The following is a 22,778-nucleotide window of genomic DNA, read 5'->3' as shown; positions in this document are numbered from 1 at the left end:
AACGACCCCGTTTTAATTGTTTTATTAAAGTTTAATTTATACAAAGTTAATATAAATTTAAAACTATTGGAATGTTATGAGATTTGATTTTATAAGTAAGGTGAGCAAAGAATTTATTTTTGTAGTTTTGGCAAAATTATAATGACCTTACAAATGATTCATAATATTGATATAGATAGTCTTAATGATAAATTTCAGAATTGGCGTATTGTTTTTGTGAAATCGAAAGAACAAATTATAATAAATGGTTCTCAAGATGCCAATTTAGATGAATTATTTAGTTTATTGAAAAAAATAAGTGCAGACTGTCATTTTAATGTAACTATAGATTTAAATAATAATAGCGAAATTAGTGCTGCGATAGCCTGTAAAAAAACTAAAGCAAAGTATAATAGAATGTATACTTCTGGTTGTTTTGATATTTTTCATTATGGGCATCTTAATATTTTAGAGCGTAGTAAGGAGCTTTGTGATTATTTAGTTGTTGGGGTTTCAACAGATGAATTGATTGAAAAGGAGAAAGGGAAACGTCCAATAATTCCTTTTGAAGAACGCGTTAAAATAGTTAAGGCTATTAAGTTTGTTGATGAAGTTATTCCTCAAATAGATAAGAATAAACAACGAGTAGTTGATGAATATCATATCGATGCTATTTCAGTTGGAGACGATTGGAGAGGTAGATTTCCTAAAACCAGCTGCCCTGTTGAGTATTTTTCTTATACTGAAAATGTAAGTAGTACGATATTAAAAGATATATTAAAATTAAAGAATAGTTAAGCTAGGGCCTTATCGTCTTTTGAAGTATCCCAGTCTTTAACAGCTTTTTTCCAGTCGCCATAACGATAAGTTAAGTATTCATCTGTAAATTCCGGTATAGAATAATTAAAACCTTTAAAATTAATAGACTTAAAAGATGAATAAAACTTGCTTGGTACGTATTTAATTTTATTGTCAATTTCCCAATAGATATTATCATCTTTAGGATATTTTATAAATACATCTAGACAAACAGAACCTTTTATAAGACCCAAAAAGCGACGCTCACGTATTTTAATCATACGAATATCTCCTTGTTCAAAAGGAAGTCTTGTACCTTCGAATACGCGTGTTCGTACTCGGTATTTTTTTTTGCTTAATTGGTTGTAGAAATTATTGAGTTTAGATTTTTCACTTACCATTATGGACATATCTATATCATTGTCCCATGGTAACAATCTGTCTTCACGTCTTATGCCTAACAACGTGCCTCCTTCTAACCAATAGTTTATTTTACAATTACTAAGTATTTGAGCTACATCTTGAAGCATTCTTTCTGCTATAACTGTATTCTTGCCTTCTAAAGTAATATTGTATGCCATAATTATTATAGGTTTGAATCAAGAAAAAGTTTTAGGTCATTTAGTGGACTTCCAGTTTCTAGCCAAAAGCTATTAATATTTAATGATTGAGCAGATGCAATAGCCTTTTCATTATGCTCAAAATAAAGAACGTTCTCGGTGGAAAGATTATATTCTAAAAGTAATGTTTTAAAATATTCAGGATTAGTTTTATTGGGTTTATGGCTTAAACTAAAAACAGGATAGGGCATATTTACAATGCCGAAAGAAATTAATTCTTCCTTATCGGCATTTGTAACTATGATTTTTTCATTTGGATAACCATCTAGAAGCATTTTTAGTTCTTGATGGATACCATCTTTAGTAATAAAAGTATTCCAAGCATCAACTAAAATTGTCTTCATAATGGTAAATATTAATTTTTAAACCGCAACATCGTTTTCACGAAGCGCATTGTTTAGTGATGTTTTCTTATCGGTACTTTCCTTACGTTTTCCAATAATTAAAGCACAAGGTACTTGGTATTCCCCAGCTGGAAATTGTTTAGTATAGCTACCAGGAATTACTACCGAGCGAGCAGGTACACGTCCTTTCATTTCAATTGGGGTATCCCCAGTAATGTCAATTATTTTAGTACTCATTGTTAATACCACGTTAGCTCCTAAAACAGCCTCGGTTTCAACACGAACACCTTCCACTACAATACATCTAGAGCCTACAAATACATTGTCTTCAATTATTACTGGAGCAGCTTGTAAAGGTTCTAAAACACCACCAATACCAACACCACCAGATAAATGTACGTTTTTACCAATTTGAGCGCAGCTTCCAACAGTAGCCCAAGTATCAACCATAGTCCCTTCATCTACATAAGCTCCAATATTTACATAACTAGGCATTAAAATAGTGCCAGAAGAAATGTAAGCACCATGTCTAGCAACAGCATGAGGTACTACACGAATGCCTTTTGCAGCATAACCCGTTTTTAATGGAATTTTATCATGAAACTCTAAAGGCCCACATTCAATAGTTTCCATTTTTTGAATAGGAAAATATAAAACAACGGCTTTTTTTACCCATTCGTTCACTTGCCATCCACCTTCAATGGGTTCGGCAACTCTTAATTCTCCTTTGTCTAACAAATCGATAACTTGTCTAATAGCTGATGTTGTTTTTTCTTCTTTTAAAAGGTCTCTATTATCCCAAGCTTGTTCTATGGTTTGTCTTAATTCGGTCATTTTGTATTTTAATTTTTGACAAATATAATAGGTATCTATCAAAAAACAGGAATGAAACACCTATTAATATGGATTTTGAAATTCATTAAAAGATGTTGTTAAAAGACTCTTTATTGAAAATTTTTGATTCATTTTTCCTTTCAAATAAAAAAATAATCCGATGAAATACATTTTTGGTGTATTTAGTCTTTCAAAATAAGCATTTTGTCTGTTTGTCGATAAAAATTTGTCGCTCCACTACTAAACGAAAATACAGACGCATATAACTAATTTATTGTGTATAAACTTTAATGCGCCTATATATTTGTTTCATCTCAGAACAACACATAGATGAAAATAAATTTCTGCATATTATTAACATTCTTATTAGCTTTTGCTTTTGGAAATACGCAAAGTACTACTGAAGATGTAAAAGTTAAAACTAATAATACTGTTTCTGTTTCTAAAAACAATAAACAAGTTGATGTTAAAAACACAGTTAGCTCTGTAGATGAAAACGTAGCTATTTTAATCGATGCTTCTCAAGTAAAAGAATCCATTGTTCGTAGTAATAGCGACATTAGACTTTACTTAAACTTTTTAAGAAATGTAGATAACTTAAACGTATTATTTCCTAAAATGAATAAAGTTGTAAAGGCTTAAATTAAACAAGAGTTCATATTCAAATATTAAATAAGGTTAATTCTTAAAAAGGCTTTCTTCAAAAAAGAGAGCCTTTTTTATTTTTATTACTTTATTTTTGCCTTAAAGAAATAATATGGCTCGTATTTTAGCAATAGATTATGGAATGAAGCGGACAGGTTTAGCTGTAACCGATGTATTACAAATTATTGCGTCTGGATTAACCACAGTAAATACGAAGGAGTTGCTTCTGTTTTTAAAAGATTACACTAGTAAAGAAACAGTGGAATTATTTATAGTTGGTGAACCCAAACAAATGGATAATACGGCATCAGAAAGCGAAGTGTTAATTGCTCCATTTTTGCAAAAGCTTGAAAAGCAATTTCCCCATATACCTATACACCGTGTCGATGAACGCTTTACTTCTAAAATGGCGTTTCAAACCATGATTGATAGTGGCTTGAAAAAGAACCAACGCAAAAATAAAGCCTTAGTTGATGAAATTAGTGCAACACTCATTTTACAAAGCTATTTATATTCTAAGTAATTAGAGTTTCAAAAGAATTTATCATCTATTAATACAATCAATAAATTATAAGAATTGTATTTTTGCAAATAATAACAGAAATTACAATCATGATTTTACCCATTGTAGCCTATGGCGATCCTGTTTTAAAAAAACTAGGAGTCGATATAAATAAAGATTATCCAAAACTAGATAGTCTTCTAGAAAACATGTTTGAAACCATGTATAATGCCTGTGGTGTTGGCTTAGCAGCACCTCAAATAGGATTAGCTATTCGATTATTTATTGTGGATACTACACCTTTTTCAGATGATGAAGACTTATCCGCAGAAGAGCAAAAAGCATTGAATGGTTTTAAACGGATATTTATAAATCCTAAAATTGTAAAGGAGGAAGGTGATGAGTGGGCTTTTAACGAAGGTTGTTTAAGTATTCCTGATGTGCGTGAAGATGTTTTTAGAAAATCAAAAGTGACGATTGAATATCTTGATGAAAATTTTAAAGCACATACCGAAGTTTTCGATGGTTTAATAGCACGCGTTATTCAGCATGAATACGACCATATCGAAGGTATATTATTTACTGATAAACTATCAAGTTTAAAAAAACGTTTAATAAAAGGAAAATTAGGTAACATATCAAAAGGAAAGATAGATGTAGATTATCGCATGCGTTTTCCAGACCAAAAAAAGAAACGATAATATTTGCAAGACATCAATAAACAGTTGATATTTGCCTTTTTCAAAAAAATAATTTATGAGTTTAGAGAAAGTTTTAGCTATAGCAGGGAAACCAGGATTGTACAAATTAATAACACAAACACGTGGTGGTTTTGTAGCCGAATCTTTAATTGATAAAAAACGTTTATCGGTTAATGTTCAACAAAATGTAAGCGTTTTAAGTGAAATAGCTATTTATACTTTAACAGAAGAAGTGCCATTAAAAGAAGTTTTTGAAAAGATTAAGAAAAAGGAAAATAGTGGGCAAACTTCAGTAAAGGCTAAAGATAGTAAAGACAAATTAGAAGAATACTTTTTTGAGGTTTTACCAGATTACGATGAGGATCGCGTATATGTTAGCGATATTAAGAAAGTAATACAATGGTATAATTTATTGCAAGAACATAATATGTTAGATTTAGAAGACGATTCTAAATCTAAAAAAGAAACCGTTAAAGACGAAGAAGAATAAAAAACTTTTATGTTTTGTTAGATATCAGGCATAACTTCGACAGAGAAGTTATGCCTTTTTTAATTGATATATATGAAGATTAGTAAACCAAAAATTAAAAATATTATTTTTTTACTTGTTATTGGGGTTTTACTTATTCCGCAAACAAGAAAACCCGTTCAGGTTGTATTACATAAAGTCATAGCGTTTATAAAACCAGTAAGCGTCAATGAGGATAAGGATACATTAACTAGAATTACGGATTACAAGTGGTCTTTAATAGATGAAAATCATACTATTTTTAATTTTGAAGCAGCTAAAGGAAAGGTTGTTTTAATTAATTTTTGGGCAACTTGGTGTCCGCCATGCATTGCTGAAATGCCAAGTATGCAAGCTCTTTATGATGATTATAAGGATAAGATCGTATTTCTGTTTGTTACAAACGATGCATTTAACGAAATTATTCCGTTTTTAACTAAAAACAACTACACTTTTAAAGTGCATAGACCTGTCGAAGAGTACCCCGAATTCTTCAATATTTCAACCATTCCACGAACTTTTTTAATAGATAAAGAAGGTCATATTATTATTGATGAAAATGGAGCAGCGAATTGGAATAGTGATAAAATAAGAACCACAATTGATACTTTATTGAAATAAATTAACACCAATTTCGCACTTAGAAAAGTTCGTTTTATTAATTTTAGTCATAATTAAAAATATTAGTAAAATGAAAATGGTTGTCTTGGATGGGTACACTTTAAACCCTGGTGATTTAAGTTGGGAAACCCTTAAACAATTAGGAGATTTAAAAGTTTATGATCGTACAGATTTTAAACATAAAATAGTAATCGACGCTATAGCCGATGCAGATGTCGTGTTCACTAATAAAGTCCCACTTCCCAAAGAAGTACTCACACAAGTTCCTAATCTAAAATATGTAGGCGTTTTAGCAACGGGTTATAATATTATTGATGTTGATACAGCCCGCAGTTTAAACATAGTAGTAACCAACGTGCCAAATTATGGTACAACAGCTGTAGCTCAATTTACAATGGGTTTATTGTTAGAAATGTGTCATCACATTGGAGATCATAATAAAGCTGTTAAGGAAGGAGAATGGACAAAATCATTAGATTTTTGTTTTTGGAATACCCCATTGATAGAACTAGCTGGAAAAAATATGGGTATTATTGGTTTTGGACGCATTGGGCAAGCGACAGCAAAAATAGCACAATCATTTGGGTTGAATATTTTAGCTTATAATAGAAGTAAAGATGTTTCATTAGAGTCAGAAACATGTCGGTATGTTGAATTGGATGAGTTGTTTGAGAAATCAGATATTATTAGTTTACATTGCCCATTATTGGAAAGTACTAAAGGTATTATCAATAAAAATAACATGGCTAAAATGAAAGATGGTGTGATGATAATTAATACCTCTAGAGGGGGTTTAATTGTTGAAGAAGATTTAAAGGAGGCTCTTGATAGTGGTAAAGTCGGACATGCAGCTGTTGATGTAGTTTCAAAAGAACCTATAGAAGAAGATAATCCATTATTAAAAGCAAAAAATTGTATTATAACACCACATATTGCTTGGGCTCCAAAAGAATCGAGAACACGTATGATGAATATTGTAGTTAATAATTTAAAAGCTTATTTGAATGGAAGTCCCAAAAATGTGATAAATTCTTAATTTGACTTAGGCTTTTCAATAGATTGTATAACGAAAAGATTCAAAAGAATAAGTGTAAAAGCATAAACAGAATCTTCAATAGGAATAGTAAACAATCGAATATTGAGATTTTCAGTATTATTATACCAAACCACTTCATTTTCAATAAAACTTCCTGTTAAAATACCATTCACTATAAAAAAAGGAATCAGCATAACTAGAAATGTTAGTAAGTAAGATTGAAGGAGTTCTGGTTTTTTGTTAACCACAATTAGTGTTAATATAGTTGCCAAAGTAAAGTTTACAAACGTGTACCATTTGTCGTAATTATATATGGATACAATAAAAAAACAAAGAATCAAAATATAGCTAATTAGTTTAGTTACAGCTATTGATAATTTTAAATTTGGGAAGTAATGCAATAGCGCATAATGTGTAAATACGCAAGCATAGGGAATACATATAAAAAACAACCATTCTTCTATAGGTAGGCTGAATACAGTAGTTCCTAAAAAATATTCGGAGTTAAATCCCCAAATTCCGTGAAGTGTAAAAAAAACATCCCAAGGGATAAAAATAAGCATACTTGTTAAAATGCCTAATCCTAAAGATTTCCAAAGCCTAATAAATTTTAATTTGGGATGGAAACTGTAAATAAAGGGAACAGATAAAGAACCTAAATTTAAAAGAAGGTACAAATAAATCATTTGCTACTTTTTAAAGTATTTAAAAGGAACGAACAGCATCCCGAAGCATTCACCATCTTCTTTATTAATATGTTTGTGGTGCATTTTGTGAGCACGTCTTACGCCTTTGGCATACCAATTATTAGCATTTCTAAAAAGTTTAAAGCGCTGGTGTATAAAAATATCATGTACCAAAAAGTATGAAAGTCCGTAAGCAAAAATACCAACACCAATAGGTAAGCCAGCCCAAAAAATTTCATGCTTCCATAGTAAGAAACAGCCAATACTAACCACCGCGTAAAAAATAAAAAAAGCATCGTTACGTTCAAACCAACTATCATGGTCTTTTTTATGATGGTCTTTATGCAAACTCCATAAAAAACCATGCATAACGTATTTATGAGTAAACCACGCCATAAACTCCATAAAGCAGTAGGTTGCTAGAAATATGAATATAAAATGTACCGTTTGCATGCTATAAATTTACATTAAATTTAATTGATACTTTACGTAACTACGCATCAATAATTCTACTTTTTTAGGGTTTGAAACACGTATTCTGGCACTTCTAATTTGCAAAGCGGGTGTTTTTTTTAGTTTTTTTAATAATTGTGAATAATATCTGTAGGCCATGAAAACTCCAAATTTAGCTTCTATAGGTAGTTTTTTTATTCCACTTAATCCTTTTTCAAAATCATGCTCAATATCATTTATAATTTGAGTTTTAGAAGCTTCATCTAAATTATTCAAATTTACATTTGGAAAGTAGCTTCTGTTTAATCCATCAAAATCTGCTTCTAAGTCTCTTAGAAAATTAACTTTTTGAAATGCAGAACCCAATGCCATGGCTGTGTCTTTAAGTTCATTATATTTATCAGTATTACCTTTTACAAATACTTTTAAACACATAAGCCCCACCACATCTGCAGACCCGTAAATGTAATCTTTGTATTCTTCATCAGTTAAATAGGTTGTTTTATGTAAATCCAGTTGCATGCTTTTCATAAAGGCATCAACTAAACTTTTATCAATATTGTATTTATGATAAGTATATTGAAACGAATTCAAAATAGGATTTAAACTAATTTTATCTTTTAAAGCGTGTTCTAAATCTGCAGAAAATCTATTGAATAATTCTTCTTTGTTATAATCGTGAAAAGAGTCTACAATTTCATCTGCAAATCTTACAAAGCCATAAATATTATAAATATCACTTCTTATAGATTTATATAACATTTTGGTAGCCAATGAAAACGATGTGCTATAGGTTTTTGTTACAATTTTGCTACAATGGTATGAGACTGTGTCGAATAATGTTTTCATATGCTGTGATGTTTTATAACTAAATCGGCTACTAATTTTCCTGAAATTAATGATGGAGGAACACCTGGACCCGGAACCGTTAATTGACCAGTAAAAAATAGGTTTTTTACTTTTTTACTTTTTAATTTGGGTCTTAAAAATGCGGTTTGTGTTAAAGTATTAGCCATTCCGTAAGCGTTGCCTTTGTATGAATTGTAATCTTTTATGAAATCGTTAATACAAAAGCTTTCCTTAAATATAACATGTTTTTTTACATTTTGAGAGGTTAAATTTTCAAAACGTTCTATAATTTTGTTGAAATAGGTTTCGCGCAATTCAGGCGTATCTTCCAAACCAGGAGCAAGAGGAATTAAAAAAATGCCAGCTTCTTTTCCTTTTGGTGCAGCGCTATCATCCGTTTTACTTGGAAAACTAGCGTAAAATAATGGGTTTTCTGGCCATTTTGGGGTGTCATAAATAGCTTCTGCGTGAATATCAAAATCAACATCAAAGAATAAGGTATGATGATTTACATTGATTAATTTTTTATCAAAACCTACATAAAAAAGTAGGGAAGAAGGCGCAAAGGTTTTTTTATTCCAATAGGCTTCAGAGTATTGTTTGTATGGTTTGTCTAGTAATGTTTCAGTATGGTGGTAATCGGCACCGCTTACTATGATATCACTTTTATAGGTTTCTCCATTAGAAACAATACCAACAGCTTTATCATTTTCTACAATGATTTTATCTACGGGCTTATTTGTTTTTATGATAACTCCCAATTCTTTAGCCAGAGTTTCAATGGCTAAAATCACCTGATACATACCTTTTTTAGGATGAAAAGTTCCAAGTCCAAAATCAGCATAATTCATAAAACTATAAAATGAAGGTGTATCACTTGGTTTTGCGCCTAAAAATAACACGGGAAACTCAAGAATTTTAACTAATCTTTCATTCTTGAACTCTTTTCTAACATCTTTTTTTATAGTGCTAAAAAACTGATTCAACTTTTTAATAGTTGCAGACGTTACCAATTCTAGAGGCGAAACGCCAGGGTTATAAACCAAGTCTTTAATAGCAATATCGTAATTGCTTTTAGCTTTGTCTATAAATTGGTTTAGTTTTTTTGAGCTGCCCTTTTCTTCATTTTCAAAAGCAATCTTTATTTTATCAAGAGTGTCTTCAATAGTAATAAAATCATCTTTCCCAAAATACACGCTGTATGCAGGATTTAATTTTTCAAGAGAATAATAATCTGAAGGTTTTTTGTTAAAGTCAGAAAAAAAGCGTTCAAAAACATCGGGCATCCAGTACCATGTTGGACCAATGTCAAATACAAAGCCATCTTTTTTTAGTTGCCTTGCACGACCACCTATCGTGCTATTTTTTTCAAAAATGGTCACATTATAACCTGCTTTAGCCAAGTAGCATGATGCTGCTAAAGATGAAAACCCAGAACCTATTATAAAAATTGTTTTATTCATTTGTTTAACAAATATAATAAAAAGTTAAACAAAAATACTTATTTATAAATCTTTAACTAAGTTTTCAATAGATTTATAAATTAAAATGTTTGTTGGAAGCTCATTACTGTCATAATTTAATACTTTTTGACCTAATAGCATCAACTTTGAATTATTATTTTTTAGAAGTAAATTACTGAAATTGTTTAAATAGCTAGTAATACTTTCTTCTTCTGGGTAGACGGTAAAGTAAGATACAAAGCAAATATTATTGAAAAAGCTAAATAAATCTTTTAAACTGTCCATAGGAACACTTTCCCCTAGAAAAATAGTATGATAACCTTTGCTTCTTAATTGATAATTAACAAATAATAAACCAATATCATGTATTTCTTGTTCTGGTAAGAACAGCACAAAGGTCTTGGTGTCTGGTTTAGGGTTTAAACTTTGGAGGTTTTCGATATTTAAAAGAATTTTTTGTTTAATAAGTACCGAAATAAAATGTTCGTGGGCTGGTGTAATGGTGTTTGTTTGCCATAATAAGCCTATTTCATCTAGTAAGGGAAGAAATGTATTGTAGAATATTTTTGAAAATGTATTTTTAGAAAGTAAGTTGTTATACGTATTGTAAAAAAGTACTTGATCAAAATTAATCATGGCAATCTTAAAGGCATTAATAGCATGATCTTCTGTTTTATCTTTTAAAGCCAACTCTCTAACTTTGTTGGCTATATCAGCTTCTTTAAGGTCAGCAATTTTTGAGATTTTAAAACCATTATTATTTAAGTATGAAATGTTTAATAATTTTTGAAGACTGGAAATATTATAATTTCTAATATTAGTATCACTTCTATTTGGGCTTAATAAGTTATAGCGCTTTTCCCAAATTCGAATGGTATGTGCTTTTACTCCCGTAAGATTTTCAAGGTCTTTAATACTGAAGTTAACTTTGATATTGTTCATTAATAACGGTTTAAAGTTAAACAAAAATAGATGAATCTATTGATTAAACCAATATTAAGAGTGGTTTTTAAATAATTTGATTGAAGTAAAGTGCGCACGAGAAGATTCGAACTTCCACATTCTAAGCGAATACCAGCCCCTCAAGCTGGCGCGTCTACCAATTCCGCCACGTGCGCATACATGATTTTGTAGCCATCAAAGCTAATGATTTTTATATTAAAGCCAAAAGTGTTTTTTCTATAAAAAAGCTGAAATATAACTTGTTTAAAATGAAGGCGGGACTAAATGAAAACCGCTTTAATACAAATTAATCATTGCTTTTAATAATTACTTGGCCATCTTTAAGTCCCTTCGATTTTACAATAACTTTAATATCACCGCTTAGGTTAGGTTTCGACCTTACAATAACCAAAGCGAAACCGTTAAATGCTTTACGCTTTTTCGAAATAAAAGTTGTTAAATCTGAAGCATCTCCATTATCGGTTGCAATAATATCTCCGGGCCCTTGTATGCTAAATTCTATTAAATTATTGGACGTGGGCACAACCAATCCATTTTCATCAGTTATTTGTACTGTTATGTAAGCCAAATCTTTGCCATCAGCATGGATATTACTTCTATCTGCATTAGCGATTAACTTAGAAGCGTCTTGGGTCGTTTTTACACTATTTTCTGCCCATTCTTTGCCGTTTTTATAGGCTACTGCTTTTAATTCACCAGGTTGATAAATGATATCATCCCATCGTAAACGATATTCATATGCTCTTTTTTTCTTTTTTCCTAGAGATGTTCCGTTAAGAAATAATTCTACTTCGTCACCAGAGGTAAATACATGCACAGGTGTAAGCTTTCCAACACGATTAGGCCAATTCCAATGTGGTAAGATATGAACCATTGGTAAATCTGGTCGCCATCTGGATTGATATAAATAGAAGCGGTCTTTTGGAAATCCTGCTAAGTCAATAATTCCGTTATAAGAACTTCTTGAATCATAATACGGGGTCGGTTCACCTAGATAGTCAAAACCTGTCCAAACAAATTCACCAGCAGAATAAGGATGCCTGTCTAATGAAGCAAAAACCTTATCGGCACTAGAACCAAAATCTACAGCATAAAGTTCGTAAGCACTCACTTGTTTTATTTTGGAATCGCCACCCATACCGTCTCGAATAGGCGAACTCATTAAATTGGTAACCGGGAATAAATAGACGCCTCGACTACTAGCGGCCGAAGCTGTTTCACTACTAAGAATCACTTTGTTTGGGAATTTTTTGTGATAAGGTTCGTATTGTGATTTTGTTTTAATTCTATCTGTGACAGTATCAAAAATAGGATCCTGACGGATGCCTTCTCCTTGATAATTAAAGCTAATCACATCCATAACTACAGGAAAAGCCATATCAGATTTTGCCCAATTCATCGCGCTTGTAGTGGGCCTACTTGGATCTTCATCTTTAACAATATCCGATAATGTTTTACCTATGGCAGCACCTTCTTCATTAGTAAATTGCTCCCCAACTTCATTGCCATAACTCCAAATAATAATCGAAGGATGGTTTTTGTCTCTGCGAACCATAGACCTAGCGTCGGCTTCATACCAATCTGGAAAAATCAAATGAAAATCGTGTGGTGTTTTCGTTCTTTCCCATGAATCGAAGACTTCGTCAATAACTAAAAACCCCATTTTATCTGTTAGTTCTAACAATTCAGGTGCTGGCGGATTATGTGCCATACGAATGGCATTAACCCCCATGTTTTTTAAAATTTCTAATTTACGTTCTGCAGCACGTATGTTAAATGCAGCTCCAATAGCGCCTAAATCGTGATGTTCATTAACACCTTGTATTTTAACTAATTCATCATTCACTAAAATTCCTTGATTGGGATCTAATTTTATATCTCTAATTCCAAATATAGTTTCATATTCATCAATGGTAACTCCATTAAGCAAAATAGAGGTAATTGCTTTATATAGATTTGGTGTTTGTGTAGGTGGTGGGCCCCAAAGCAGTGGGTTTTCAATAGTGACCGACCCATTTATGGTTTTACTAGTTCCTGCTGAAATTTTAGTAGAAACCTTTTCTATTGTAGCTACATTTGTCCCAATTCCGTCATTATTTACTGGATAGATTTTTGTGATAGTTTCAATGTCTGAATCCAATTCAGAATTATTTTCAACAATAACCTTAAAATTAATTTTAGCTGATTCTTTTGATATATTTGAAGTCGTTATTGTCGTTCCCCAATGTGCAACATGTATTTTATTAGTTTTGGTTAACCAAACGTTCCGATAAATACCACCGCCTGGGTACCAACGTGCTGAGTGATTGGGGTTATCCAGCCTGATTGCTAACTGATTTTCACCTTCAAGATTAATATAGGGTGTTAAATCTAATCTGAATGAATTATAACCGTACGGCCAACCGCCCACTAAATGACCATTTAACCAAACAATAGCGTACGACATAGCACCATCAATATCCAAATAAATGGATTTGTCTTTATCTGCTTCGTTGACATCAATTTTTCTACGGTACCAAGCTACGCCATTACTAGGTAGGCGCCCCATACCACCACCAACTTCAGCATCTGAACCTTCCTGAAAAGGTCCTTTAATAGCCCAATCATGTGGCAAATTAATAGTCTCCCAAGTGCTATCATCAAAGCTTGTTTGAACAAAAGGGACGTTTTTACCAGGGTTTCCTTTTGGACGTGCATGATGTTTTGATTTGTCTTTAATAAAAGCATTTGCTGTTGGTAATATATAAGGTTTCAGTGCTTTTTTAGATGCTTCTAGTTTTTCTGCTTTTTTAGCCGGCGTATCGGCTTCTTTAGTATCGTCTGTATTTTTTATTTCGGGACGAACATCATAAAATAAACTGTCTGCTTCAAAAGTATTTTCATACTTATAAAATTTCCAATTGCTATTAATAGAAATACGTTGGTTATTATCCGTTTTAATTATTGCTGCTTGTTTAGTACATGAAGTAAAAATAAAAGTCGCAATAAATACCATAGAATATTTAGTCATCATATTATAATTTTTTATGTTTTGTAGTATTAATTAATTTCCAAAATGATTTAAAGAAGTGTACATGGCTAAATAAGTACCAACAAATCCTCCAGCTTTAGATGTACTTAAAATTGATGCATCAACGTTGTTTGCTAAAAGCATCCATTCTGATTTTTCAGAAGTTTTATAATAGAAACTATAAAAACTTTTATTTCCTTCTATTTTTAAAAATAAATCGGAATCTTTTGTGATTAAAACCTCCTTAGCTACAATTTTGGGTGTGTTTTCGTTTAATGATGTGGTGGCTTTTTCAACAAAAACTTCTTCTTTATTATCTTTATTCAATCGTTTTCCAATTAGTAAATAATTTTTTTCATTTTGAAAGGCGACTAAACCAACCGTTTGTAAGGGGGCGGTTAAATGATATGTTACTTTGGTTGATGCATCAAATTGTAAATGTTGTTGACGCCTTCCTATAAAAGAAAAGTTTGTTTCTGTATGAATCGATTCTTTTCTAGGTTTAATATATAGATAGTCGCCATCTAAATCATACCATTTTTCAAGTGGAGTTCTTATAAAATTCCATTTAAAATCTAGATTTTTATCTTTAAAGTCATCGAAAGAAACAAAGTTACCAGTAGTTGGTTCGATATTTTCTTTCGAAAGAGGTAAGGTTGGTCTCATATTTACAAGAGGTATTGGGTTATTTCCACCTACAATTGCGGGCCAACCCTCTTGCCATTCAACAGGCAATAAAAAGGTTTCTCTACCTGTATTATATAAATCGTCACTATAGGGTCTACAACCTAAAAAAACAGCCCACCAATCACCATTTGGAAGTTCTATAAAATCGGCATGACCCGTTGTTGAAACTTCATTATCTCTTTCTGGGTATAAATGACGTTGTGTTAGGATAGGATTGTTCTCGTAACTAACATACGGACCAAATATATTTTTACTTCTAAAAACCACTTCGGAATGGTTATACCCAGTGCCACCTTCAGCACAAATTAAATAGTAAAAATCATCTTTTTTAATAATATGCGGAGCCTCAATCCAAACAGGTTTTTTTGCCATGTCGGTACCTCCATTTACTAAAAGTTTAGATTCACTCACTATTTTCTCTTTTTTAAGATCAAATTCAAACATATAAATAGCTCTATGTCCCTCGTGAATAGAAATATTGTTTGGAGGTGGACCATTATGAGTGATGTAAACTTTACCATCTTCATCAAAGAAAATGTCTGGGTCAATACCATCAACACCAGGGATAGCAATAGGATCAGACCATGTTCCCGATGGATCTTTGGTTGTTATAATAAAATTTCCAATACCACTTACATTGGTGCAAATAATATAAAATAGACCCTTGTTGTATCTAATAGTGGGGGCAAACATTCCTTTTGAAACACTTGCACCCGAAAAATCTCCTTGTTCTTTTCGAGTAATCGCATGTCCAATTTGTTTCCAATTTATTAAATCAGTACTTTCAAAAATAGGGATTCCTGGAAAGTAAGTAAATGTAGATGTGATTAAATAAAATTTTCCGTTGGCAGCACAAATACTAGGGTCTGGGTAAAAGCCAGATAGAATAGGGTTTAAATAAGTGCTATCTGTTTTTGAGATATTTTTGAATGCTTCGTCTTTGCCCTCATATCTAAACCAATCAAATGCTGCATGTTCATGTAACGCAATCGGTTGTTTTGGATTGGAAATTTTTTTACACGAAAACGAGAAAAGCGTTAATAATAAACAAAATAATATTTTAAAAAATTTAATCATTTTTTTGAGATTTTAATTGGTGCATTAAATATAAAAATATAATTTGTTTAAAAAATGTATATTTGATTTAATTATTTTTGAATAAAAAATGAAAGAGCATATAGAAGTTACTATTTATGACATAGCAGATAAGTTAAATTTAGCAACTTCAACTATTTCAAGAGCGTTAAAAGACCATCATAGTATTAGTAAAAAAACTATTGAAAAGGTTAAGAAAACGGCTAAAGAAATGGGGTATCGTCCCAATAATTTAGCGGCAAGTTTACGAAGTAAAAAAACAAAAACTATTGGTGTTTTATTGCCCACTATTACGCAACCATTTTTATCTTCCTTAATTAGTGGAATTGAAATAGCGGCACAAAAAGCAGGTTACAATGTGGTTATCATGCAATCCCATGATTCTTACGAACAAGAAGTGATTTTAACACAGTCTTTATATAATAACAGGGTAAGTGGTATAATTTGTTCATTAGCTATGGAAACTCAAAACACGTCTCATTTTCAATTATTTATGGATAACAATACGCCATTGGTTTTTGTTGATAGAGTGCCAAAAGCCTTTAATACGTTTCGTGTAGTTATAGATAATTATATGGCAGGGTATAAAGCAACGCAGCATCTTATTTCACAAGGCTGTACGAGAATTGCACATTTAACGGCGGGTTCTGAATTTAGTATTTATTATGAAAGAAAAAAAGGTTATATAGATGCGTTAAAAGAAGCTAATCTTCCTATAGAAGAAGAACTTATAATTAAACTTAAAGCGATAACTTATGAAGAAGCAGAGAATGCAACAAATAAACTTCTAGACTTAAAAAGACCACCCGATGGCATGTTTGCTCCTGGTGATATTTTAGGAGTGAGCGCCATTCAATGTGCTAAAAAAAGAGGCGTAAAAGTACCAGAAGAATTGGCAGTAATAGGCTTTAACAATGACCCCATTTCTCATATAATAGATCCTAATTTATCTACCATTACACATCCTGCTGAGAAAATGGGGCAAGCTTCAGCCGAAATTATTTTGAAAAACTTGAAGTCATCCAAAAGAGACGAGGTTAAAGAAATCACATTTTTAAATACCGAAGTACTTGTTCGTGAATCTTCTAAAAGAAACTAAGCATATAATCTTTAATAACTATTTATTTTGGTATTACGGTTACAATTATTCTTTTGTATCTTGTTAATGCAGGGGTTCCTTTATCTGTCAGTTTTAAAATAAAATGAGCTGTTTCTTTTTTATCTACAACTGGTGCAGTAATATATGCGCCATGAGCGTTTTCTGCACCATTAATTTTTATTTCCTTAGTATAAGATCCAGCTTCTGGATAGTTAAACCATAAAAAACTAAGATTGTCTCCATCAGGATCGGTAGAACCACTCGCATTTAAACTAAATCCTTCTCCAGATTTTACAATCATAGTTTCAGAGTGACTTAAAACAGGAACAGGCGGATGGTTTGCGTCTTCATATGAGCTTAAACACCAATCCATACGTGCAGCAAAATCATTTTGAAAGTCTTCACGCCAGCGAGCTAAAGTTATTTTATAATCGTTAAATGTAACCGTATCTTTTTTTACTGCTCTACCATATTCACTATGGATATAGGGTGTGTAATTATCATTAGCATTTGTCCAAATTTTTCTTGTTTCTGGTGCTATTTGAACATCGGAACCTCCTTTTTTTGTTTTTGAAAAATCGGGTTTGTACCATTCGTAGCGACCTCCCCAAGCACCCCATTCGGGATGCTCAGCATTGTTTAGTCCATTGGGAATTAAAGATAAAAATGCAGGTGTATCGCCTTCAACGCCCCAAGCTACATCTGGATATTCAGCACCTAATGGGCCATGACCTTGTTGTATGTTTTTGGCAATCCATTTATTGCTAATAACGTTATTATTAATACCTTTTAAAAAAGTATTAATGCCAGTCCATGTCGCGCTTCCATAATCATCACCTGGACTAACAATATAAAATAAATCTGGGTAATTGTTTCGTATCCAAATACCGCTATCATCCTGATCAGAAATGGTATAAACCCTAAGTTTCGAAATAAGTTTTTTTGCTTCTTTTTCAGATTTTGTGTTGTCTATTTTATGTAAAGTTTGCGCAAGGGTGTTTACACCGCCCCAAACCGATATCCATAAAGGGCGTTCGTCTTCTTCTTCAAGAATTTTAATAATCCAGTCGGAGCCTTCAGAATCTTTTCCGTCTCCCACTCCTAACATACCATATTTTGGCAAGCCACTTTTTACAAGAGATAAGAGGTCTTTTTCGCTAGGAAACCCAGCTTCATGCTTTACAAGGTTTGGTTGTACTTTGCCATAAGCATGAATGATTTTTTCAATGAATTCTGGTTCAACACTTGTTTTGTGCCAACAAGACGTTGTGGCAACAATCCCTTTAATATCTATTTGGTTTGAATATAAAAAAAGGCGTACAAAAGATTGTGTGTCGTCGGGGTCAGCTTCAATATCTGAAAGTATTATAGCTCTGTTTTTCTCATTTGTTTGAGAAGAAAGAGATTGAAAAAAAGGCAATGATAAAATTGAAATAAAAATAAAAAAAGCTCTCATAATTATATTTTATTAAGGGTGATATTCATTAATTAGTTTGTTTCAAATGGCGAAGCTGGCAAACCTTCTTTATTGTATAAATTTGGATTGTCAGGATTGTCCGCCCAAGCATAACGCACATATTGTGGTGTTTCTATATCATCACTCCAAACAATGACTTTATCACCTTCAATTTTAGCTTTTGCCCAGACAAATTTTTTGTCTTTACCTGCAATGGCAAATTCACTTAACGCTTCACCATCATTGGGTATTAATCCGCTACCAACATGATTAAAAGAAATAATTACTTTGTTTTCTTTTATTTCATAGCCTTTATATAAAGGTCCTGAATATACAAGATCTTGGTTGTAGGCCAATTTTAATCCTGCTAAAGCCATACGTTCTCCAACGTCTTTTTTGTTTTCAGGATGAATATCATTCCATTCACCTAAATCAATATTAACCGTCATTGCTGTGTTAGGGATGGAGAGAGCTTTAAGTTGGGCTGCTCTAAATTCCGCCCAACTACTTTCTGTAGGCAAGTAAGATACCTCCATGAAATTAGGGAGTTGTGCGTATATAAATGGTAATTCTGGTTGATTAAACACCTGTCTCCAACCTGTTATTAAAGCATCCATATAACTTTTATATTTTTCTGGTTGGCCAGAATTGCTTTCACCTTGATACCAAAGAATGCCTTTTAATGCAAATCGTGTGTAAGGAGCTACCATGGCATTATGAAGGGATGTTGGTTCGTTTTGTGGATTTATTCGTCTTGTTGGTTTTTCGTTGGTGTTATTTTTAAATTCAGAAGGTTTAAAAACATCTCCAACTTTATAATTCCAATAGCCTTTGAGATCAACCGTATCTTTTTCTGTGAAAATATAATAAGGTTTATCAGAAACAAATCCGCCTTTTCCAGAATTATTGGTTACTCTTATTACAAACGTGTTTTTGCCCACTTTTAAAAGATTTTCAGGAACTGCATAACGTCTTTGTGGATATTGATACGTTGTATTTCCAACCAATTCACCATTAATGTATAACTCATCGGCATCCACAATTCTTCCAAAAAAAACACGGGCTTTCTCGCCAACCATAGATTCTGGAATTTCAATGTTTTTGCGATACCAAACAACACCATTTAAATCTTTAATGCCTTGGTCTTCCCAATATCCAGGGATATTAATTCTTCTCCAATTCTTTGGAACAAAATCTACAGCATACCAAGGTTTTTCTCCAATTAAACCTTTATCTGTTATTTTTGGAACTGAAGTATCACTAGGAAACGTTCTTTTTTGACTATTTACAAAAGCAGTATCTTTATTTTCTTCGATTATTTTTAAAATGTCTGGATAGGCCATGTAACCTTCTTTAGGAATCCAAGCTTCAATAGGCGTGCCACCAACACTAGCATTAATGAGTCCAATAGGAATGTGATATTTTTCATAAATCTTTTTAGCAAAAAAGTATGAAACAACCGAAAAAGGATTCACCTCTTCGCCAACGGCTTTTTGCCAATTTCCACCTTCTAAATCGTCTTTTTCACCCGAGATACTCGTTGTTTTAGGAACTTTATAGTGACGTATTTCTGGGTAGTTAGCCGTTGCAATTTCATTTGCATAAATAACATCATGTCTAAATAATTGATGTTCCATATTTGATTGCCCAGAACAAAGCCAAACATCTCCAATTAAAATATCTTTTATTTCAATACTGTTTTTACCAGAAACTGTCATTGTATATGGACCTCCAGCCTTCATTTTTGGCAGTATTAATTCCCATTTACCCTCATTAGAAGCCGTGGTTTTATAATTCTTTGTATTGAATTGAACCGTTACTTTTTCATTTGGACTTGCCCATCCCCATACAGGGATTTTGGTATCTCTTTGCAATACCACACCATCGCTTATAAGTTTAGGAAGTCTAACCTGCCCAATTAAGCCGCTAGATTGAATGAGAAAGAGTGCAATTAATAAAACTTTCAATTTGTTCATCTTTAATTTAGTTTACGGTGATTTTAATTTCAGCCATTTTAGGAGCCCCCAATTCAAAACTTCGTTTCATAGGGCTTGAGCCACCAATAGAAACTTTAAAATCTCCAGATTCTATAATACTAGTACCTTGATTGTTTACTATTTCAAAATCTTTTGGAGTTAATTCAAATACTACTTTTTGTGATGCACCAGCTTTTAAAGTGATGCGTTTTGTTTTAATCAATCGTGAATTTGGGACTATTACCGATGCTTCTAAATCTGAAATATAAACTTGTACCACTTCATCGGATGTTACTTTCCCTGTATTTGTAACTTTAACTTCAACAGTAACATGTTCTATTTTTGAAATAGAAGATGATGAAACTTTGATGTCATTATAAGCAAATGTAGTGTAGCTTAATCCAAAACCAAACGGATACAACGGATCTACATTCATATATTTATAAGTTCTCCCTTTCATGGCATAATCATTAAAAGCAGGTAATTGGTCTAAAGACTTTGGAAATGTAATTGGTACCCTTCCCGAAGGGGATACATTTCCAAAAAGAATATCTGCAACCGCTGTTCCGCCTTCTTCACCCGGATACCAAACAAATAAAACGGCATCGGACAAGGCTTCTACTTCGGCTAAGTTTATAGGACTTCCACCTGTTATTATGGTGATAATTGGTTTTTTATCGTTAGGATTTTTATCGGCTGTTTTTCTTAGATCTGTCAGGTAATCTATTTGATTTTTAGGTAAGTCATAATCTAATCTATCACCAGCTGTATTTGAATCTATGGAGTCTCCTTCTTCCCCTTCTAATTGGCTGGAAACACCTAACACTACAATGGTTACGTCGCTATTTCCTGCATGCCCAGTCGCATAGTTTATGGGGTTTATAGAGGGCTTGTTTAGCATAGCTCCTAATCTAAACTGCAATTGGCTTGTAGGCTGAATAGCTTTACTAATACCTTCTAATATAGTGACCATATTGGAATTTATTCCATAGTAATTTCCTAAAAGTATTTCTACACTAGCCGCATTCGGACCTGTTATAAAGTACTTGGAAAGATCATTTTTTAAAGGTAAAATGCCATTGTTTTTTAAAAGGACGATACTTTTTTGAGCGACTTCTTTAGATAAAGCTCTATGTGCTTCGCTATTTACAACATCTAAATTAATATTGTCATAAGGATTGCTTCCTTTTGGGTCAAATAAACCTAATTTGAATCTTGTTTTTAGTAAAATGGCTAATTGCTTATCAATTTCTTTTTCGGTAATTAAACCTTCTTTAACCGCATCAATTAAAGAAAAGTAGGTGCCACCACAGTTAAGACTTACACCACTTTTTACAGCTAGAGCTGCAGCTTCAGCCTCAGTTTTAACCACACCATGACCTCCTTCATTCGTTTGTTTATAAAAATCGACCAAGGCACTACAATCTGTTAAAACATGGCCTTTAAACTGCCATTTATCTCTTAAAACATCGGTAATCAAATAATTATTTGAGCAACAAGGTTCTCCATTTGTTTGGTTGTAAGCACACATTACCGATTCAACATGAACATCAACTAGTGCTTTAAAAGCGGGTAAATAGGTTTCCCATAAATCTTTTTGATTTACTTCAGCGTTAAATTCGTGTCTTACTTTTTCTGGTCCGCTGTGCACTGCAAAATGTTTAGCACAAGCAGCAGTTTTTAAGTAATTTGGATCATTACCCTGTAGTCCTTTTACAAATGCGGATCCTAAAATGGAGGTTAGATAAGGGTCTTCACCATACGTTTCTTGTCCGCGTCCCCAACGAGGATCTCTAAAAATATTGATATTAGGGGTCCAAAATGTTAACCCATTATACTGTTTATTGTATCCTTTTTCAGTGGTGGCATTATATATAGCTCTGGCTTCATCTGAAATGGCAGAAGAAACTCTAAAAGCTAAATCGGCATCAAAGGTAGCTCCTAAACCTATAGCCTGCGGAAAAACAGTGGCAGAACAAGAACGACCAACACCATGCAGCGCTTCATTCCAATAATCATAAGCGGGGATATTTAATTGTTTAATTTCTGGAGTGCCATTCATCATTTGGGCAACCTTTTCTTCAAGTGTTAATCTTGAGATTAAATCTTGTACGCGTTCATCTATAGAAAGTGAAGGGTTGTAAAAAGGAAATTCATATTTAATTTTTGAATCGTCTGCAGAAGAACTTTCAGGGTTATTCAGGTTTTTATCTTTACATGAACTTAGTGTTAGAAGAATTAAGATGAAAAATAGAATGCTAATTTTTAACTGTTTCATGTTGTTTAGTTTTGTTGATTAAGAGGTCGTAATTATAAATATTAAAGTAAAATAATAAAAAATTTTTATTTTCAACTTCATTGTTTTAGTTTTACGCAACCGATTGCAAATTAAAATATTTTTTTTATCTTCACAATTAATTAATGAAGATATTATGAAATATATACTTATATAA

Annotated in this window: 21 protein-coding genes and 1 tRNA gene; 8 read left to right on the top strand and 14 right to left on the bottom strand. The window is 32.3% G+C overall.

Annotated elements, in window-relative coordinates; all coding sequences use genetic code 11:
* The first annotated feature begins 153 nt into the window (after positions 1 to 153).
* Positions 154 to 777, top strand: a complete 624-nt coding sequence (locus tag QLS71_RS01790; protein ID WP_308991246.1) for an adenylyltransferase/cytidyltransferase family protein — start codon at positions 154 to 156, stop codon at positions 775 to 777.
* On the opposite strand, the gene QLS71_RS01785 is transcribed toward QLS71_RS01790, so the two are convergent.
* Genes QLS71_RS01785 through QLS71_RS01775 form a run of 3 tightly spaced genes read right to left on the bottom strand, consistent with a single transcriptional unit; the run spans position 774 to position 2,575 of the window.
* The gene (locus tag QLS71_RS01785; RefSeq protein WP_308991247.1) at positions 774 to 1,358 is read right to left on the bottom strand and encodes a LicD family protein; all 585 of its coding nucleotides are present in this window, start codon (positions 1,356 to 1,358) and stop codon (positions 774 to 776) included. The genes QLS71_RS01790 and QLS71_RS01785 overlap by 4 nt on opposite strands.
* A 5-nt stretch (positions 1,359 to 1,363) precedes the next feature.
* Positions 1,364 to 1,741 carry a hypothetical protein gene (locus QLS71_RS01780; RefSeq protein WP_308991248.1) on the bottom strand — a complete coding sequence of 126 codons (378 nt, stop codon included), beginning with the start codon at positions 1,739 to 1,741 and terminating at the stop codon, positions 1,364 to 1,366.
* Between the two features lie 18 nt (positions 1,742 to 1,759).
* Positions 1,760 to 2,575 (bottom strand): 2,3,4,5-tetrahydropyridine-2,6-dicarboxylate N-succinyltransferase, encoded by an 816-nt coding sequence (locus tag QLS71_RS01775; RefSeq protein WP_308991249.1) that lies wholly within the window; start codon positions 2,573 to 2,575, stop codon positions 1,760 to 1,762.
* A gap of 330 nt (positions 2,576 to 2,905) precedes the next feature.
* Between QLS71_RS01775 and QLS71_RS01770 the strand changes: the two genes are divergently transcribed.
* The 6 genes from QLS71_RS01770 to QLS71_RS01745 all read left to right on the top strand — a co-directional run bounded on the left by QLS71_RS01770 (position 2,906) and on the right by QLS71_RS01745 (position 6,588).
* Entirely contained in the window at positions 2,906 to 3,217 is a 312-nt protein-coding gene (locus tag QLS71_RS01770) for a hypothetical protein (protein WP_308991250.1), read from the top strand.
* Between the two features lie 115 nt (positions 3,218 to 3,332).
* Positions 3,333 to 3,743 carry a Holliday junction resolvase RuvX gene (gene ruvX, locus QLS71_RS01765; protein ID WP_308991251.1) on the top strand — a complete coding sequence of 137 codons (411 nt, stop codon included), beginning with the start codon at positions 3,333 to 3,335 and terminating at the stop codon, positions 3,741 to 3,743.
* 89 nt (positions 3,744 to 3,832) lie between these two features.
* Positions 3,833 to 4,423, top strand: coding sequence for a peptide deformylase (gene def, locus QLS71_RS01760; protein ID WP_308991252.1), 591 nt, complete (start codon positions 3,833 to 3,835; stop codon positions 4,421 to 4,423).
* Positions 4,424 to 4,478: 55 nt separating this feature from the next.
* A complete protein-coding gene (locus tag QLS71_RS01755; RefSeq protein ID WP_308991253.1) occupies positions 4,479 to 4,913 on the top strand; it encodes a DUF5606 domain-containing protein in 435 nt (144 codons plus the stop codon).
* Between the two features lie 72 nt (positions 4,914 to 4,985).
* Positions 4,986 to 5,552 carry a TlpA disulfide reductase family protein gene (locus tag QLS71_RS01750; protein WP_308991254.1) on the top strand — a complete coding sequence of 189 codons (567 nt, stop codon included), beginning with the start codon at positions 4,986 to 4,988 and terminating at the stop codon, positions 5,550 to 5,552.
* Positions 5,553 to 5,622: 70 nt separating this feature from the next.
* Positions 5,623 to 6,588 (top strand): D-2-hydroxyacid dehydrogenase, encoded by a 966-nt coding sequence (locus tag QLS71_RS01745; RefSeq protein ID WP_308991255.1) that lies wholly within the window; start codon positions 5,623 to 5,625, stop codon positions 6,586 to 6,588.
* On the opposite strand, the gene QLS71_RS01740 is transcribed toward QLS71_RS01745, so the two are convergent.
* From QLS71_RS01740 to QLS71_RS01705, 8 genes are all read right to left on the bottom strand, one after another.
* Complete coding sequence (locus QLS71_RS01740) at positions 6,585 to 7,274, bottom strand: lycopene cyclase domain-containing protein (RefSeq protein ID WP_308991256.1); 690 nt, start codon at positions 7,272 to 7,274, stop codon at positions 6,585 to 6,587. The two genes, QLS71_RS01745 and QLS71_RS01740, sit on opposite strands and share 4 nt — an antisense overlap.
* Before the next feature lie 3 nt (positions 7,275 to 7,277).
* Positions 7,278 to 7,727: a sterol desaturase family protein gene (locus QLS71_RS01735; protein ID WP_308991257.1), complete on the bottom strand. Its 450-nt coding sequence runs from the start codon at positions 7,725 to 7,727 to the stop codon at positions 7,278 to 7,280.
* 9 nt (positions 7,728 to 7,736) lie between these two features.
* Positions 7,737 to 8,576 carry a phytoene/squalene synthase family protein gene (locus QLS71_RS01730; RefSeq protein ID WP_308991258.1) on the bottom strand — a complete coding sequence of 280 codons (840 nt, stop codon included), beginning with the start codon at positions 8,574 to 8,576 and terminating at the stop codon, positions 7,737 to 7,739.
* Complete coding sequence (locus tag QLS71_RS01725) at positions 8,573 to 10,039, bottom strand: oleate hydratase (RefSeq protein ID WP_308991259.1); 1,467 nt, start codon at positions 10,037 to 10,039, stop codon at positions 8,573 to 8,575. Before QLS71_RS01725 ends, QLS71_RS01730 begins: the two co-directional genes overlap by 4 nt.
* Before the next feature lie 42 nt (positions 10,040 to 10,081).
* Entirely contained in the window at positions 10,082 to 10,981 is a 900-nt protein-coding gene (locus QLS71_RS01720; protein WP_308991260.1) for a MerR family transcriptional regulator, read from the bottom strand.
* A 91-nt stretch (positions 10,982 to 11,072) separates the two neighbouring features.
* Positions 11,073 to 11,157, bottom strand: a tRNA-Leu gene (locus tag QLS71_RS01715).
* Positions 11,158 to 11,288: 131 nt separating this feature from the next.
* Positions 11,289 to 14,015 carry a beta-galactosidase GalB gene (gene galB / locus QLS71_RS01710; RefSeq protein WP_308991261.1) on the bottom strand — a complete coding sequence of 909 codons (2,727 nt, stop codon included), beginning with the start codon at positions 14,013 to 14,015 and terminating at the stop codon, positions 11,289 to 11,291.
* Between the two features lie 30 nt (positions 14,016 to 14,045).
* Positions 14,046 to 15,776, bottom strand: a complete 1,731-nt coding sequence (locus QLS71_RS01705; RefSeq protein ID WP_308991262.1) for a glycoside hydrolase family 43 protein — start codon at positions 15,774 to 15,776, stop codon at positions 14,046 to 14,048.
* A gap of 88 nt (positions 15,777 to 15,864) precedes the next feature.
* Here QLS71_RS01705 and QLS71_RS01700 point away from each other — a divergent pair, with 88 nt between their 5' ends.
* Complete coding sequence (locus QLS71_RS01700) at positions 15,865 to 16,893, top strand: LacI family DNA-binding transcriptional regulator (protein ID WP_308991263.1); 1,029 nt, start codon at positions 15,865 to 15,867, stop codon at positions 16,891 to 16,893.
* A 22-nt stretch (positions 16,894 to 16,915) separates the two neighbouring features.
* On the opposite strand, the gene QLS71_RS01695 is transcribed toward QLS71_RS01700, so the two are convergent.
* The 3 genes from QLS71_RS01695 to QLS71_RS01685 are packed head-to-tail and all read right to left on the bottom strand — an operon-like array spanning position 16,916 to position 22,603.
* Entirely contained in the window at positions 16,916 to 18,349 is a 1,434-nt protein-coding gene (locus QLS71_RS01695; RefSeq protein ID WP_308991264.1) for a nucleoside hydrolase-like domain-containing protein, read from the bottom strand.
* 32 nt (positions 18,350 to 18,381) lie between these two features.
* Positions 18,382 to 20,325: a sialate O-acetylesterase gene (locus QLS71_RS01690; protein ID WP_308991265.1), complete on the bottom strand. Its 1,944-nt coding sequence runs from the start codon at positions 20,323 to 20,325 to the stop codon at positions 18,382 to 18,384.
* Between the two features lie 7 nt (positions 20,326 to 20,332).
* The gene (locus tag QLS71_RS01685) at positions 20,333 to 22,603 is read right to left on the bottom strand and encodes a glycoside hydrolase family 3 C-terminal domain-containing protein (protein ID WP_308991266.1); all 2,271 of its coding nucleotides are present in this window, start codon (positions 22,601 to 22,603) and stop codon (positions 20,333 to 20,335) included.
* Positions 22,604 to 22,778: the final 175 nt, after the last annotated feature.

Origin of the sequence: Mariniflexile litorale, assembly GCF_031128465.2 — a bacterium.
GTDB lineage: Bacteria > Bacteroidota > Bacteroidia > Flavobacteriales > Flavobacteriaceae > Mariniflexile > Mariniflexile litorale.
This window is presented reverse-complemented; position numbering and strand designations above follow the sequence as displayed.